The organism is Streptomyces sp. NPDC048751 (genome assembly GCF_043198595.1).
Classification (GTDB): domain Bacteria; phylum Actinomycetota; class Actinomycetes; order Streptomycetales; family Streptomycetaceae; genus Streptomyces.
In genome coordinates this window covers 1349329-1363363 of sequence record NZ_JBICUX010000001.1, presented here as the reverse complement: position 1 = coordinate 1363363, position 14035 = coordinate 1349329, and the positions used below count along the sequence as shown (strand labels likewise).

Here is a 14035-nt window from a genome sequence, read left to right as displayed (position 1 = left end):
CCTGATCGCGGCCGAAGGTCCAATAGAGGAAAGAGAACGCATTCAGCGCTGCGACCACTGAATCGCCGCTGTCCTCCTCGGCCGGGCGCGAGGGGTTGCGTGGTCACCCGGTCGATGTGCGACGCTCGCCACGGCCGGTGGCGCACCGCTCCGGCCGACGAGGGATCTTACGGAGAGGCGGCGGCATGCGCATCGGACTGCTCGGCACCGGGCCCTGGGCCCGTATGGCCCACGCACCCGCCCTGAGCGGGCACGACAAACTCGACTTCGTCGGGGTGTGGGGTCGTCGCCCGGAAGCCGCCAAGGAACTGGCCGCGGCGCACGCTGTGCGCGCCTACGACGACGTGGACGCCCTCCTCGCCGACGTGGACGCCGTGGCCGTGGCACTGCCGCCCGCCGTCCAGGCCGAGCTCGCGGTGCGCGCCGCGCGGGCGGGCTGCCATCTGCTGCTGGACAAGCCCCTCGCGGCGACGGTCGAGGAGGGGCGGGCGGTGGTCGAGGCGGCGCGGGAGGCCGGGGTCGCCTCGGTGGTGTTCTTCACGACCCGCTTCCAGCGCGAGACGGAGGAGTGGATCGACGCACAGGCCCGGGTCGGCGGCTGGTTCACGGCGCGGGCGCAGTGGCTGGGCTCGGTGTTCACCGGTGACAGCCCGTTCGCGGAGTCGCCGTGGCGGCGGGAGAAGGGCGCGCTGTGGGACGTGGGCCCGCACGCCCTGTCCGTCCTGCTGCCGGTCCTCGGTGACGCCCGGCGGGTGGCGGCCGCCGTGCACGGCCCCGGGGACACCGCCCACCTGGTCGTCGAGCACGCCGACGGTGCCACGAGCACCCTGACGCTGAGCCTGACCGCCCCGCCCGCCGCGTCGGGCGCCGCCGTGGAGCTGCGCGGGGAGGCCGGAGTGACACTCCTGCCGGAGAGCTCGGAAGGCGTCGTCCCCGCCCTCCACCGCGCCGCGGACGCCCTGCTGACCGCCGCCCACACCGGTCGCGCCCACCCCGCCGACGCCGCGTTCGGCCTGCGGGTCACCGAGATCCTCGCCTCGGCGGAGGCACTGCTGGCGTCGGACGTGGGCTGAGTGCCCGGTTCCACCGCGTACACCTGGTGGCGGTCGACCGGCAGCCGACGCCGCTGCGCGCGGACCGGTGACGCCGCCCGCGGGTCCTGACTCCGGTCAGCCCGCCCAGCGCTTCAGCGTGGCGATCGCGTACGCGCGGTCGGCCTCGGTGAGGGCGTCGAAGGTGACGTGGTGGTGGGCGTCCGGGGCCCACAGGGTGCGGGAGTCGCGGCCGCCGGGCTGGAAGAATTCGGCGACGGCCGGGTCCTGGGCGCCGTTGAGGAAGAGCAGGCGGTCGCCGTGGCGGCGGACCCAGCGGTCGATGTCGGGCATGACGCCGGCGTCGAAACGCATCGGGATGTCGCGCGGGACGAAACCACGCGGCTGGGAGGCGCCGGGGTGGCGCAGGAGGTCGGCCAGGTGGTGGGTGGGGGCGTCCCAGTAACCGAGTTCGGTGCCGAGTTGGTAGAAGTACGGGACGAAGTCCCGGGCGACCGTGTCGGCGTAGACGGGCAGCAGGGCGGTGGCGTCCAGCCACGCGTACAGCGCGTCCGTGGAAGCGTCGGGGCCGGGGATGGCGGCGGCGGTCGTGGCGCCGTTCTGCCAGAACATGAACGGGGCGCGCAGGACGGCGACTTCGAGGGCCTTGTCGGCACTGCCGACGATGCGGAAGGTGTCGCCGGTGGAGGCCGCCCATGCCTCGTAGCGGGCGACCAGGTCCGCGCGGCGCAGCAGGGCCTCGCGCTGTGCCCGCTCCAGCGCGGCACGGGTCTCGGAGGTGCCGACGCGCGCGAGGAAGCGTGAGTAGGCGGAGTCCTCGCGGTCGTCGACGTTGTTGGGCGCGGAGTAGGCCACCGTGCCGTCCACGTCGTGCGGGTGGAAGCGGCGGTGGTAGACGGTCGCCATGCCGCCCTTGCTGCCGCCGGTGGAGATCCACGCGCCCGGGTACAGCGTGCGGAAGAGCCGGACGACCCGGTGGTGGTCGTCGGCGGCCTGCCGGACGGTGAGGTGGGTGTAGTCGGCCGTCGGTGGGCGTGAGTCGCCGAAGTAGCGGTGTTCGACCTGGAGTTGGTTGCCGCCCAGGAGGACGGTGACTTCGGTGCGCCGGGGTGTGAGCGCCGCTTCGTATCCCGTGGTGAACAGGACGGTCGGGCGGTCGGTGCCCGTGTGGAGCAGGGTGAGGCGCTGCTCGAACGTGCCGGCCGTGCGGTCGGTGTGGTCGACCGGCTGGCGCAGGGCGAGGACGAAGAAGCGGTGTCCGGGCTCCGCGCCGGGCCGTTCCTCGATCACTCGCAGCCCGGGCAGCGCCCGCAGGGCGTTCACGATGTCGTCGTCCCCGGGACGGTCACGCTCGGCAGCGTGCGCCGGTGCCGTGACGGCCAGGCCGGCCGCCGCCGTGACCGTCGCCGTCGACAGGAGCAGGCGTCGTCTGGTCCAGGTGCGCATGGTGGGTCAACCTCCCCGTACGGTGGCCGGTCCCCTTCGTGTGCCGCCGGCCGTACGTCCAGTACAGCCATCGGGCGGCTTCGGAGGATCCCGCGCGCGGGGGGCGCCCCTCCCCCGCGAGAGGGAGGGGCCCCGGGCGTCCCGAGCAGGCCAAGGCGAGGAGTCGGGGCGAGCTAGGGCCTGTCGTTTGGATCACGCCGCAGACGCGGGGTCTGGCACGCCCATCTGCGGCGTTGTCGTCGGTTGCCGATGCTCCGCATCGACGCCCTCCTCCGCCTTGCAGCTGCACGCACCAGACCCCGCTCACCGGCGCCGAACAGCACCGTCGCTGCCCTGCGACCTGATCCAAACGACAGGCCCTAGTCGTCCGTCTCCTCGTCCTCGAACGGCTCGTCGCTCCACCGGAACCACGCCCGGTCCCCCTCGATGTGCAGGAGGAACTCGGGGACGGGACCGTCCGGTGAGGACAGGGAGACATGGCGCCGGAGCTCGTCGTAGGCCGCCTCCCACTCCTCCAGGTGTTCGTCGGCGTCGTCGAGCAGGGCGAGGTCACGGGCGAACAGCGCCTGGACGGTGTCGTACGCCGGGCCGGGGACGAATCTGCCCGACAGCCAGGGGAAGTCGGCGTCGTCGATCAGGATCTCCCCGACTCGCCGCTCACCGCTGGACACGTGCCAGACCTGCCCCACGAACGCCATACGACCTCCGTCCTCCGCCGCCGATCAGGCCTGCGCCAGCATGTCACCCGGCACTGACAACGCCTTCGTCCGTTCCGGCCACGGCCCGCTTCAGCTCGAAGTGGACGCGTTCGCGTACGACGGGGTGGCCGGCCCGCGCGAAGTGCGCGGCCATGGGGAAGTTGCCCTGGTCCGTCGCCCCGCCGATGAACTCCGCTCCCCGTTCGGAGAGGAAGTGGGTGCACTCGGTCAGCAGGTCGTAGGCGTAACCGTGCCCGCGCTGCTCCGGCACGACGCCGATGAAGCCGATGCACGGGCCCGACGGGTTGTGCGCCGGGATGTGGATGCCCACGAACTCGCCCTGCGGGGTGTGCGCCACCTGCCACCACTCGCGCGGTGAGGGGCACCAGCGGAAGAAGTCGAGCTCCTCCTGGGCGGCCCGGTCGAGGCCGCCCTCCTTCTTGGCCCGCTGGGAGTGGACGTCGAGGGTGACGGAGTGGATGCGGCGCAGCGCGTCGAAGAAGAAGGCGTCGTCCGGTTCGGGGCCGAACACCAGACGGCCGGGCCGTTCGGGCAGGCCGCAGTCGGGGGTCCAGCGGTAGATGAGGCGTTCGACCATGAGGGTGTATCCGGCGGCCCGGGCGGCGGCGAAGCGTGTCTCGGCGGCCGAGCGCAGCTCCGGGACGTCGCGCCAGCCGCCGGGCAGGGTGATCTCCAGCTCGGCCCGCCAGGGAGCGCTGCGCAGCAGCTCGGCGCCGGCTTCCTCCTCCCCTTCCGCCACGTCGAACCAGTTCACGAAGAGGGGTTCGGGGTCGTCGGGGCCGCCCCACCAGGCGGCGCGGGCGACGACACGGCCGTCGCGCAGGGCGACCCGCTTCCAGTCGGGGCGGAACCGGGTCAGCCGATGCGTCTCACCATGGCCCAGCGGGTCGGCGTGGTCGTCGAAGACAGGGGCGTCGCGCTCGTCGAGCGCGCGGATGACCAGTTCGGTCATGGGTGTCTTTCCTCCGGGATGCGTGCTGCGTGGAGCGCTCCCGGTCAGGTCAGACGGAACACGCCGGGGCAACGGAGAGGGAGCGCTGAGATGCTGTGAAACGCATGGCACTCGCCTCCTTCCGTCGGTCTCACGGCGTGCGATCACACCCTACGGACCGCGTGTCGCGGGCGTCCACCGCATTTCCGGACGTCCGGCGTGCGGGATCCGGTGCCGTGGAGGAGCGTGGTGGTGTGGCAAGGGTGCGCGTCCTGTCGTCCCACCGGGAACGGGAAGAGGAACGCGAACGGCGAAGCTGGCTGCGGGGAGCGCCGCCGCCACGCTGGGTGCGGGTGCTGCCGATCGCGCTGGCCGTCGGCGTGTGTCTGGCGACCCTGCTCAGCGACGACCCGCTCGACATCGGCTTCCTGCTGGGCGCCATCCCGCCGCTGGCCGTGCTGTCGTACGGTCCCGTGGCGACCGCGCTGCTGGGTGCCGGTGTGATCGTGATGCTCAACGTCCCGGCGTTCCAGCTGGACCGGCCGGGCAGCACCGACCTGCTGACGGTGTCCTTCGTGGCGGTGCTGAGCGTGTTCGTCTCGTTCGTGCGCAGTCGGCGGGACGTGCAGCTGGCCACCGAGCGCACCGTCGCCGAGGCCGCCCAGCGGGCGGTGGCGCCGCCGGTGCCCGAGCGCGTGGGGCCGCTGCGGTGCGCCGGGCTGTACAGGGCGGCGCAGCGCGGGACGCTCGTGGGCGGTGACTTCTTCGACGTGCGCGAGGGGCCGTACGGCGTACGGGCCGTCATGGGGGACGTGCAGGGGCACGGTCTGTCGGCGGTGGCCACGGTGGCCTCGCTCCTCGGGGCGTTCCGGGAGGCGGTGCTGGACCTGCCGGACCTGGAGGCGGTCGCGGGCCGGCTCGACCGGCGGCTGGTGGTGGACTCGGCGCGGGTGCGCCACGCCGAGCTGTTCGCGACGGCCGTCCTGCTGGAGTTCTCCCCGGACGCGGGCGCGGTGCGCATCGTGGTGTGCGGGCATCCGCCGCCGGTGCTGCTGCGCGCCGGCACGGTCGAGGAGGTCGAGGTGACGGCGTGGCCTCCGCTGGGTCTGGGCCTGCCCGACATCACTCCGTACGACGGGCTGAGCGTGCCGTTGCGGGCCGGTGACCGGCTTTTCATGGCCTCCGACGGGGTGTGGGAGGCCAGGGACACCGCCGGTGTCTTCTACCCGCTCCTCGACCGGCTGGCGGGCCTCGCCGACGGCGACCCGGGCGCGACGGCCGACCGGGTCTGGGCCGACCTGCGGGAGTACAGCGAGGAGGTCCGCGACGATGTCACGGTGCTCGTCCTCGCGCCGACGCCGAGTCGCTGACTGCGGGCCCGTCGTCGTCGCCCTCGGCGTCGATGTGCGGCAGGATCCGGTCCAGCCACCGGGGCGTCCACCAGGCATGCGCCCCCAGCAGCGTCATCACGGCCGGGACCATGAGCAGGCGTACGACGGTGGCGTCGATGAGGACGCTGACGGCGAGGCCCAGCCCGAGCATCTTGACGACGATGTTGTCGCTGATGATGAAGGCCGCGAAGACGCTCACCATGATCAGGGCGGCGCAGGTGATGACGCGGGCGGTGATCTCCAGGGCGTGGGCGACCGACGCCTTGGCGTCGCCGGTGCGCAGCCACGCCTCGTGGACGCGGGAGAGCAGGAAGATCTCGTAGTCCATGCTCAGGCCGAAGATGATCGCGAACATCATCATCGGCACATAGCTCTCGATGGGCACCTTGCCGTGGACGCCCAGCGCGGGGCCGCCCCAACCCCACTGGAAGACGGCGACGACGACGCCGTACGAGGCCGCGATCGACAGGACGTTGAGGACGGCGGCCTTGACGGCGACGAGCAGGCCGCGGAAGACGGCGAGGATGATCAGGAAGGCCAGGGCGACCACCACGCCGATGATCAGGGGCAGCCGGCTCGCGACGATGTTGCGGAAGTCGACCTGGGCCGCGGTGGTGCCGGTGACGTATCCCTTGGCGTCGGTGCCGGAGACCGCGTCGGGCAGGGTGTGGTCGACGAGCCCGTTCGTCAGGTCGGTGGTGACGGCGTTCTGCGGCGACTTGGTGGAGTAGACGGTGGCGATCAGGATGTCCCCGTCCTTGGTCGGCGTCAGCTGGGTGACCGCGGCGGCGTTCTTCGTGGAGTTCAGGGTCTGCTGCGCTTTCGAGGCGAGGGCGGAGCGCTGGGAGGACGGCACGTCCGTCTGGTCGATGACGACGGTGAGCGGCCCGTTGGAGCCGGAGCCGAAGGCGTCGGTCATCAGGTCGTAGGCGCGCCGGTCGGTGAAGGACGTGGGGTCGGCGCCGTCGCCGATGTGGCCGAGCTGGATGGAGAAGAGGGGGATGGCGAGGACGGCCACAGTGACGACGCCCGCCGACAGGTAGCGCCACGGGTGGTGTTCGACGCGTTGCGCGTAGCGGTGCCAGGTGCCCTGCGGGATCTCGCCGCCGGCCTCCGTCTCGGCCACGGGTCGGCGCACGTGGTACCGGTCGACGTGTCTGCCGATGAGCCCCAGCAGGGCGGGGACCAGGGTGAGGGCTCCGGTGACGGCGGAGACCACGGTGACGGCCGCGGCGAGGCCGAGGTTGCCGATGAAGCTCACCCCGGAGGTGTACAGGCCGGCCAGCGCGATGATCACCGTGGTGCCGGAGACGAGCACGGCGCGTCCGCTGGTGGCGGTGGCGTGCCCCGCGGCCCGCACCGGGTCGGCGCCGTCCATCAGGCTCTGCCGGTGACGGGTGAGCAGGAAGAGGGAGTAGTCGATACCGACGCCGAGGCCGATCATGGTGGCGAGGGTCGGTGACACGGTGGCGAAGGTGAACGCGGCGGCGAGCAGCCCGAGGCAGGCGAGGCCGCCGACGACGCTGATCAGCGCGGTCAGCAGGGGCAGGCCCGCCGCGATCACGCTGCCGAATCCGACCAGCAGGACGACGATGGCCACGCCGAAGCCGATCAGCTCGCTGACCCGGTCGTCCGCCGAGGGCCGGGCGAGTTCGCCGAGCGGTCCTCCGTACTCGACGTCGGCCCCGGCCGCGCGCAGCGGCTGGACGGCCTGGTCGACGCCGTCGAGGTAGCCGCTGCCGAGGGTGTTGGGCTGCTTGTCGAAGCGGACGGTGATGTATCCGGTCCTGCCGTCGCTGGAGACCGGTCCGACCTTGGACGCGGGCAGGGAGAGCGGGTTCTGCGCCGACAGCACATGGGGCAGTTTCTGGAGGTCGCCGACCGTCGTGGACATCTGCGAGCTCAGCGAGGACAGCGGCTTGTCGGCGTCGTGCGTCACGATCTGGCTGCTGTAGCCCCCGGCCTGCGGATCGTGCTCCTTCAGCACGTCGAGGCCCTTCGTGGACTGCACGCCGGGCAACTGGAAGTTGTCGGAGTAGGTGCCGCCGTAGGTTCGGTCGAGGACCTGCAGGGCGACCAGGGCGACGAGCCAGGCGATGATCACGACGAGGAAGTGGTGGGCGCACCACTCGCCGAGCCGCCGCAGACGCCCTTTGGCGGGCTTGTCCGCTCCCCCTGTTCTGACGCGGATACGTGCCATTGGCCTCGGCCTTCTCTGCCGGGCCGGGCGCCCGACATCCCCATTACACGTCGGCCTGATCTTCTCGGCATCTCGTGTTCCGCGCGTCGGGGGGCCTCGCGGAGGTTACTCAGCGGCCGGGGAAGGTACTCCTGCGGGTGACGGAGCGAGCGGCTCCGGCGGCGGGGCTGTCCTCCCTCCGGATGCACGGCGCGCTGCCGCGATGAATGGTGATAGTGGGCCCGATGGCAGTACCGGGCCGATTCAGCCCTCCGACCCGAGGAGCGGAGATCATGCCGACGTCACAGCCCGACGAGTCCCAGCCCTCCCAGGACCGCGCCACCCCCGACAGGCTGCTCCACACCCGCACCGGCACCGAGGTGTCACCCGAGGACGTGGTCCTTGTCACCGGCCGGGACATCACCCCGCGCAACCTCGAGTGGGCCCGCCGCAAGCTGGCCGAGGAGGGACCCGCCGCCATCGAGAAGCTGCTGCCCTAGGAGGGCCCGTCGTGTCCGGACGGCGGGGCGGGGGTGACCGTCGGCCCGGGTCACAACCGTCGCCGTCTCTCCGGGAGTTGAATCCTGCCCCCGTGGTGTCCGTTGTTCACCGCCGCGCTCTGTCGGAGAGTGCCCGTGCGCTGTCAGACTCCGGGGCGTGACCGACTTCGACATGCTCGTCCTCGGATCCGGCCCCGGGGGTCAGAAGGCCGCCATCGCCGCGGCCAAGCTCGGCCGCCGGGTCGCCGTCGTCGACCGCCCCGACATGGTCGGCGGGGTCTCCCTCCACACCGGCACCATCCCCTCCAAGACGCTGCGTGAGGCGGTGCTCTACCTCACCGGTATCAGCCAGCGCGATCTGTACGGGCAGAGCTACCGGCTGAAGGAGGACATCACCGTCGCCGATCTGACCGCCCGCACCCGGCACGTGGTCGGCCGGGAGATCGACGTCATCCGCAGCCAGCTCTCCCGCAACCACGTCGCCCTGTTCGCGGGCACCGGCCGTTTCGTCGACGCCCACACCGTGGCCCTGCGCGAGGCCGGCGGCGAGGAGCGGCTGATCACGGCCGAGCACATCGTCATCGCGACCGGGACCCGGCCGGCGCGGCCGGACAGCGTGGAGTTCGACGGGCGGACGATCCTGGACTCGGACAACGTCCTCACGGTCGAGCGGGTGCCGCGCTCCATGGTCATCGTCGGCGCCGGCGTCATCGGCATGGAGTACGCCAGCATGTTCGCCGCCCTTGGCAGCAAGGTGACGGTGGTGGAGAAGCGGGCCGGGATGCTCGACATGTGCGACGTGGAGATCGTCGAGTCGCTCAAGTACCACCTGCGGGACCTGGCGGTCACCTTCCGGTTCGGGGAGACCGTCGCCGCGGTGGAGCGGCATCCGCGGGGCGCGCTCACCGTGCTGGAGAGCGGCAAGAAGATCCCTGCGGACGCGGTGATGTACTCGGCGGGACGGCAGGGACTCACCGACGAACTCGACCTGGACAAGGCGGGTCTCGCCGCGGACCCGCGCGGGCGGATCGCGGTCGACGAGCGCTACCGGACGCAGGTGCCGCACATCTACGCCGTCGGGGACGTCATCGGTTTCCCGGCGCTGGCGGCGACGTCGATGGAGCAGGGCCGGGCGGCGGCGTACCACGCCTGTGGTGAGCCGGTCGGCCGGATGCACAACCTCCAGCCGATCGGCATCTACACCATCCCCGAGATCAGTTTCGTGGGACGGACCGAGGACCGGCTCACCGAGGACCGCGTGCCGTTCGAGGTGGGGATCGCCCGCTACCGGGAGCTCGCCCGGGGGCAGATCATCGGGGACTCGCACGGCATGCTCAAGCTGCTGGTCTCCCCCGAGGACCGCATGCTGCTCGGTGTGCACTGCTTCGGTGCGGGCGCCACCGAGCTGATCCACATCGGCCAGTCGGTGATGGGCTGCGGCGGAACGGTCGACTACCTGGTCGACGCGGTGTTCAACTACCCCACGCTCGCGGAGTCCTACAAGGTCGCCGCCCTGGACGCCACCAACAAGCTGCGCCAGCTCGACCACATCGGGGACTGACCGGCGCTGCTCAGAACTCTTCCGCCTCGGGATCGTCGGGGACGACGTGCACGGCGGCCTCCTCGGCGCCGGCGGCTCCGCCGTCGATGCCGACGTCGTCGGCGACCTCCTCCTTGGTGGTGTCGCCGCGCAGCCCCTCGTCCGGGGCGACGAGACGACCGGCCCGCTCACGGCCGACCTCGGTGTCGACAGGCTCGCCGTCGCCACCCGCGAGGTCGCCGACGCCGTCGCCGGGCGGCGGGGTGACATCGGGCTGCTCCCTGGCCAGCCGCCGGTCGAGGCTCTCGCCGTCGTGCTGTTCGGCGGCCGTCGTGCCGTACTCGGCGACGCCGAGCGGCTTCTCCGGCGGGGAGTAGCCCTCGTCGAGGGTGTCGTCGTAGGTACGCTCGTCCACGGCGTCCTGAAGATCGAGCGGCGCGGCGTCCTCCTGCTCCTCGTTGGTTCCCGTGGGCTGGTAGGCGTCGTCCGCCATCGTCGGTTCGCTGCCCATGACGGCCTCCTCTCTGTGCGGTGTCCGGTCTCGGGTTTCCCTTCGGACGCGCTCCAACCTCATGCGTCGCTGTCTCGATCCACACACTCGCCGCGACGGCCCCGCCCCTCTTACGCCAGTGCGTTCACCGCCGCGGCGAACACGCCTGGCAGACACGCGGCGGCGGGCATGATGAGCGGGGCGAGCGCGGACCGCTGCCGGGCTCGCACCAGGAGCTCGGTCAGCAGCCGGTGGCGGCGGGTCGCGCGGTTCCAGTCGGTCTCGTAACGACCCGGCGTCCCGCGGCGCACGTTGTCGACCAGGGCTTCGGCGCCGGTGAGGGCGAGGGAGATCCCCTCGCCGGTCAGCGCGTCGATGTAGCCGGCCGCGTCACCGACGAGCAGCACCCGTCCGTGGAAGCGGGTGCGGGCCCGCTGGCGCAGTGGTCCCGCGCCGCGCACCGCGGTTGCCGCAGCCCGGCGGGGAAGACGGCCGGTCAGCTCCGGGAAGGTCGCCAGTTGGGTCTCGAAGGGGGCCCGCCGGGAGGTCAGCAGTGCCACGCCGACGAGTGAGGGGCCGAGCGGGGTGATGTACGCCTCCCCGTGCGGTCCCCAGTGCACCTCGACGTAGGACGACCACGGAGGCACCGCGTAGTGACGGCGCAGTCCGTATCGGGGCTCCCTGCTGGTCCTCACCTCCAGGCCGAGTGCACGGCGCACCGGTGAGTGCAGGCCGTCCGCGGCGACCAGCCACCGGGCACGAAGACCGGCGCCCGGCACGGTCACGCCGGTCGCGTCCTGCTGCACCTCCCCCACGCGCAGGGGCAGTACGGGCACGCCCGCCTCGATGACGGCCCTGTGCAGGGCGCCGTGCAGTTCGGTGCGGCGCGCGCCGAGGCCGGGGCCGGCCCGGAACGCCGCCTGGACGCGGCGGGATCCCTGGACGTAGCGGATACCGGTGAACGGCTGCCCCGGGACGCCCAGCCCGAGTGCGGTGAGGGCCCGGACGGCACCGGGCATCAGGCCCTCGCCGCACGCCTTGTCGACCGGTGCCCGGCGTGGCTCCGCCACGACGACGTCGAGGCCGGCGCGCGCGGCGTACAGAGCGGTCGCCAGGCCGGCGGGGCCACCACCGGCGATCACCATGTCATGGGTGCCGCTCATGCGGGTACGGCCCGGGTGAGGGCGGCGTTCTCGCAGCGGATGCGGACGGTGAGCAGCGCCGCGTTGGCCGCGGTGAACGCCGCCGCGGTCAGCCACGCGCCGTGCACCAGCGGCAGGGCGGCGATCTCCACCACGACGGCCACGTAGTTGGGGTGGCGCAGGTACCGGTAGGGCCCGGCACCGACCAGTCGTGCCCCGGGAACGACGATGACCCGGGTGTTCCAGTACGGCCCGAGCGTCGTGACGCACCACCAGCGCAGGGCCTGGGCCAGCGCCACCAGAGCGAGCATGGGCCAGCCCAGGGCGGGCAGGAACGGCCGGTGGGCGAGGGCGGGTTCGAGGAGGCAGCACCCGAGCAGGGCGGTGTGCAGGACCACCATGACCGGGTAGTGCCCGCGCCCGTGCTCGACACCGGCGCGGGAGAGGGTCCAGGAGGCGTTGCGCCGGGCGACGACCAGTTCGGCGACGCGTTCGGCGGCGATGGTCAGGAGGAGAAGCGCGTACCAGGTCACCAGGTCACTCACCAGCGCAGCAGGACTAGTTCGGAGCAGAACCCGGGGCCCATCGCCATGAGCAGGCCCCAGCTGCCGCCCTCGGGCGGGGTGGATTCCCGGGCGTTCTGCAGGATGTGCAGCACGGAGACGGAGGACATGTTCCCCACGGCCGCCAGTGAGCTCCACGCGGTGTCCAGGGCGTCGGCGGGAAGACCGAGGGTGTCGGTGACGGCAGAGAGCACCTTGGGGCCTCCGGGATGGCAGAGCCAGGTGCCGATGTCCTCGGTGGTGAGGCCGTGGTCGGCCAGGAACGCGCGCAGGTGACGGCCGAAGTGGCTGCGGACGATGCCGGGGATGCCCGCCCCGATGACGACGCGGAACCCGCTGGCTCCGATGTTCCAGCCGAGGAGCTTTTCCGTGTCCGGGTACAGATGGCTGCGCGTGGCCACCACCACGGGCCCCGTGGTGCCGGGCCCCGTGGTGCCGGGCCCGATGGTGCCGGGCCCGGTGGTGACGCCGGTGCGGGCGACGAGCGCCGCCGCACCGTCGCCGAACAGGGCCCCTGCCACGAGGTTGGCCTGGGAGGCGTCGCGCTGCTGGAGGGTCAGTGAGCACAGTTCGACGGCCAGCAGCACGGCGGTCTCGCCGGGGTGCCCGCGCAGGTAGTCGTTCAGGCGGGCCAGACCGGCCGCGCCCCCCACACAGCCCAGGCCGAACACCGGAACCCTCTTCACATCGGGCCGCAGGCCCACGCGGCGCGCCAGTCGGGCGTCGAGCGACGGGGCGGCGATGCCGGTGATGGAGGTGCACACCAGGAGGTCGACATCGGCCGGTCCGAGTCCCGCTTCCGTCAGCGCGCCGGTGACGGCCTCCGCGCCCAGTTCGAGTCCGACCTCCATCCAGGCGTCGTTGGCCTGCCCGAAGTCGCGGAGACCGGCGTACCGTTCGATCGGCAGGGCGAGATGGCGCGCTCGCACACCTGCGGACGCGTGCAGGTGCCGCAGCATGGCGCGGTCGGCCCCCGGAGGCAGGCACAGATCACCGATCGGCTCGGTGAGATCGTCCTGGGCGTAGCGGTGCGGGGGCAGCGCGGTGCGGACTGCCGCGATCGTGGCTCCCGTGGGGGGTGCGGCCGTCCGGCACGGTGTGACGGACGGGGCGTGGATGTCGACGGTCATGGGGACACGCATACCGATAGTGCCTTCCTCGCCCCTTTTGCCCAATTATCTTTACTTTGTGTCTCTACACCCTTCCGATGTCCTCCCGCGTACGACACACCGCATCCCGGTGCTGCTGCGCTCCTGCCACCTGGAACCGGCGGTCGCCGTGACGGTGTTCGCGACCTTGCTGGCCGTGGCGGCGGGCCGCGGGGCGGCGGGTTCGGCGGCGGTGGCCGCGGCCGTGCTGACGGGCCAGTTGTCGGTGGGCTGGTGCAACGACGCGGCCGACGCCCGGCGCGACACCGCCTGCGGGCGCCGCGACAAGCCCGTGGCCACGGGTGAGCTCGCTCCCCTGGCCGCGGTGGTCGCGGCGGCGACGGCTCTGGGGCTGTGCGTGCCGCTGTCGCTGCTGAGCGGCGTCGGCGCCGGAGCGGCGCATCTGGGCATGGTGGCCACGGGCTGGAGCTACAACCTGCTGTTCAAGCGCACGGTGCTCTCCCCGCTGCCCTACGCCGTGGCCTTCGGCTCGCTGCCGGCGTTCATCACTCTCGGCCTGCCGTCACCGTCCTGGCCCGCCTGGTGGGCGATGACGAGCGGGGCGTTGCTGGGTGTGGGAGCGCACGTGGTCAACGTGCTGCCCGACATCGACGACGATCTCGCGACAGGTGTACGGGGGCTGCCGCAGCGGCTGGGCCGCGCGACCTGCCGGTGGCTGGCCCCGTTCCTGATGCTGGCGGCCGTGGGCGTGCTGGCCGCCGGCCCACCGGGCGCGGCAGGGGGCCGGGGCCTGGGACTGGCGGTGGCGGCCGGCGCCGTCGCGGTGGCGGGCACGGCCATGCCGTCGGACCTGCGGAGTCGGTGGCCGTTCCGGGCGGCGATCGTCGTGGCGGGCATGGCCGTCGCCCAACTCCTGCTGCGGGCCTCGGAGATGACCTGACCCCCCACGCCCCCATCTGCGGGACGAGCCGAC

The 14035-nt window shown here is 72.5% G+C and carries 13 protein-coding genes; 5 read left to right on the top strand and 8 right to left on the bottom strand.

Annotated elements, in window-relative coordinates:
- Positions 1–185: 185 nt before the first annotated feature.
- Complete coding sequence (locus ACGFNV_RS06150) at positions 186–1073, top strand: Gfo/Idh/MocA family protein (protein ID WP_393619740.1); 888 nt, start codon at positions 186–188, stop codon at positions 1071–1073.
- Positions 1074–1169: 96 nt separating this feature from the next.
- Here the strand turns inward: ACGFNV_RS06150 and ACGFNV_RS06145 are convergent, their stop codons facing one another.
- The 3 genes from ACGFNV_RS06145 to ACGFNV_RS06135 form a co-directional block, all read right to left on the bottom strand.
- Complete coding sequence (locus ACGFNV_RS06145; protein WP_393619738.1) at positions 1170–2498, bottom strand: S28 family serine protease; 1329 nt, start codon at positions 2496–2498, stop codon at positions 1170–1172.
- 359 nt (positions 2499–2857) lie between these two features.
- Complete coding sequence (locus ACGFNV_RS06140; RefSeq protein ID WP_393619736.1) at positions 2858–3196, bottom strand: hypothetical protein; 339 nt, start codon at positions 3194–3196, stop codon at positions 2858–2860.
- 43 nt (positions 3197–3239) lie between these two features.
- Complete coding sequence (locus ACGFNV_RS06135; RefSeq protein ID WP_393619734.1) at positions 3240–4169, bottom strand: GNAT family N-acetyltransferase; 930 nt, start codon at positions 4167–4169, stop codon at positions 3240–3242.
- A gap of 233 nt (positions 4170–4402) precedes the next feature.
- Here ACGFNV_RS06135 and ACGFNV_RS06130 point away from each other — a divergent pair, with 233 nt between their 5' ends.
- A complete protein-coding gene (locus ACGFNV_RS06130; protein ID WP_393619732.1) occupies positions 4403–5518 on the top strand; it encodes a PP2C family protein-serine/threonine phosphatase in 1116 nt (371 codons plus the stop codon).
- On the opposite strand, the gene ACGFNV_RS06125 is transcribed toward ACGFNV_RS06130, so the two are convergent.
- On the bottom strand, positions 5481–7739 hold the full coding sequence (locus tag ACGFNV_RS06125) for an MMPL family transporter (RefSeq protein ID WP_393619730.1): 2259 nt from the start codon (positions 7737–7739) through the stop codon (positions 5481–5483). The two genes, ACGFNV_RS06130 and ACGFNV_RS06125, sit on opposite strands and share 38 nt — an antisense overlap.
- Positions 7740–8011: 272 nt before the next feature.
- Here ACGFNV_RS06125 and ACGFNV_RS06120 point away from each other — a divergent pair, with 272 nt between their 5' ends.
- Positions 8012–8218: a hypothetical protein gene (locus tag ACGFNV_RS06120; RefSeq protein WP_393619728.1), complete on the top strand. Its 207-nt coding sequence runs from the start codon at positions 8012–8014 to the stop codon at positions 8216–8218.
- Between the two features lie 157 nt (positions 8219–8375).
- Positions 8376–9779 (top strand): Si-specific NAD(P)(+) transhydrogenase, encoded by a 1404-nt coding sequence (gene sthA, locus ACGFNV_RS06115; protein ID WP_393619727.1) that lies wholly within the window; start codon positions 8376–8378, stop codon positions 9777–9779.
- 10 nt (positions 9780–9789) lie between these two features.
- On the opposite strand, the gene ACGFNV_RS06110 is transcribed toward sthA, so the two are convergent.
- The 4 genes from ACGFNV_RS06110 to ACGFNV_RS06095 all read right to left on the bottom strand — a co-directional run bounded on the left by ACGFNV_RS06110 (position 9790) and on the right by ACGFNV_RS06095 (position 13083).
- Positions 9790–10269, bottom strand: coding sequence for a DUF5709 domain-containing protein (locus ACGFNV_RS06110; RefSeq protein ID WP_393619725.1), 480 nt, complete (start codon positions 10267–10269; stop codon positions 9790–9792).
- Between the two features lie 110 nt (positions 10270–10379).
- Positions 10380–11411 (bottom strand): NAD(P)/FAD-dependent oxidoreductase, encoded by a 1032-nt coding sequence (locus tag ACGFNV_RS06105; RefSeq protein ID WP_393619724.1) that lies wholly within the window; start codon positions 11409–11411, stop codon positions 10380–10382.
- The gene (locus ACGFNV_RS06100; RefSeq protein WP_393620045.1) at positions 11408–11923 is read right to left on the bottom strand and encodes an isoprenylcysteine carboxyl methyltransferase family protein; all 516 of its coding nucleotides are present in this window, start codon (positions 11921–11923) and stop codon (positions 11408–11410) included. The genes ACGFNV_RS06105 and ACGFNV_RS06100 overlap by 4 nt, the downstream gene beginning before the upstream one ends.
- An 8-nt stretch (positions 11924–11931) precedes the next feature.
- Positions 11932–13083 (bottom strand): type III polyketide synthase, encoded by a 1152-nt coding sequence (locus ACGFNV_RS06095; RefSeq protein WP_393619722.1) that lies wholly within the window; start codon positions 13081–13083, stop codon positions 11932–11934.
- Between the two features lie 58 nt (positions 13084–13141).
- Between ACGFNV_RS06095 and ACGFNV_RS06090 the strand changes: the two genes are divergently transcribed.
- Positions 13142–14002, top strand: a complete 861-nt coding sequence (locus ACGFNV_RS06090; protein ID WP_393619720.1) for a UbiA family prenyltransferase — start codon at positions 13142–13144, stop codon at positions 14000–14002.
- The last annotated feature ends 33 nt before the right edge of the window (positions 14003–14035 follow it).

Bases quoted from the DNA above. Each gene is read 5' to 3' on its own strand.
- ACGFNV_RS06135 (WP_393619734.1), bottom strand. From the start codon at position 4,169: ATGACCGAACTGGTCATCCGCGCGCTCGACGAGCGCGACGCCCCTGTC.
- ACGFNV_RS06145 (WP_393619738.1), bottom strand. From the start codon at position 2,498: ATGCGCACCTGGACCAGACGACGCCTGCTCCTGTCGACGGCGACGGTC.
- ACGFNV_RS06150 (WP_393619740.1), top strand. From the start codon at position 186: ATGCGCATCGGACTGCTCGGCACCGGGCCCTGGGCCCGTATGGCCCAC.
- ACGFNV_RS06120 (WP_393619728.1), top strand. From the start codon at position 8,012: ATGCCGACGTCACAGCCCGACGAGTCCCAGCCCTCCCAGGACCGCGCC.
- ACGFNV_RS06110 (WP_393619725.1), bottom strand. From the start codon at position 10,269: ATGGGCAGCGAACCGACGATGGCGGACGACGCCTACCAGCCCACGGGA.
- ACGFNV_RS06105 (WP_393619724.1), bottom strand. From the start codon at position 11,411: ATGAGCGGCACCCATGACATGGTGATCGCCGGTGGTGGCCCCGCCGGC.
- ACGFNV_RS06095 (WP_393619722.1), bottom strand. From the start codon at position 13,083: ATGACCGTCGACATCCACGCCCCGTCCGTCACACCGTGCCGGACGGCC.
- ACGFNV_RS06140 (WP_393619736.1), bottom strand. From the start codon at position 3,196: ATGGCGTTCGTGGGGCAGGTCTGGCACGTGTCCAGCGGTGAGCGGCGA.
- ACGFNV_RS06125 (WP_393619730.1), bottom strand. From the start codon at position 7,739: ATGGCACGTATCCGCGTCAGAACAGGGGGAGCGGACAAGCCCGCCAAA.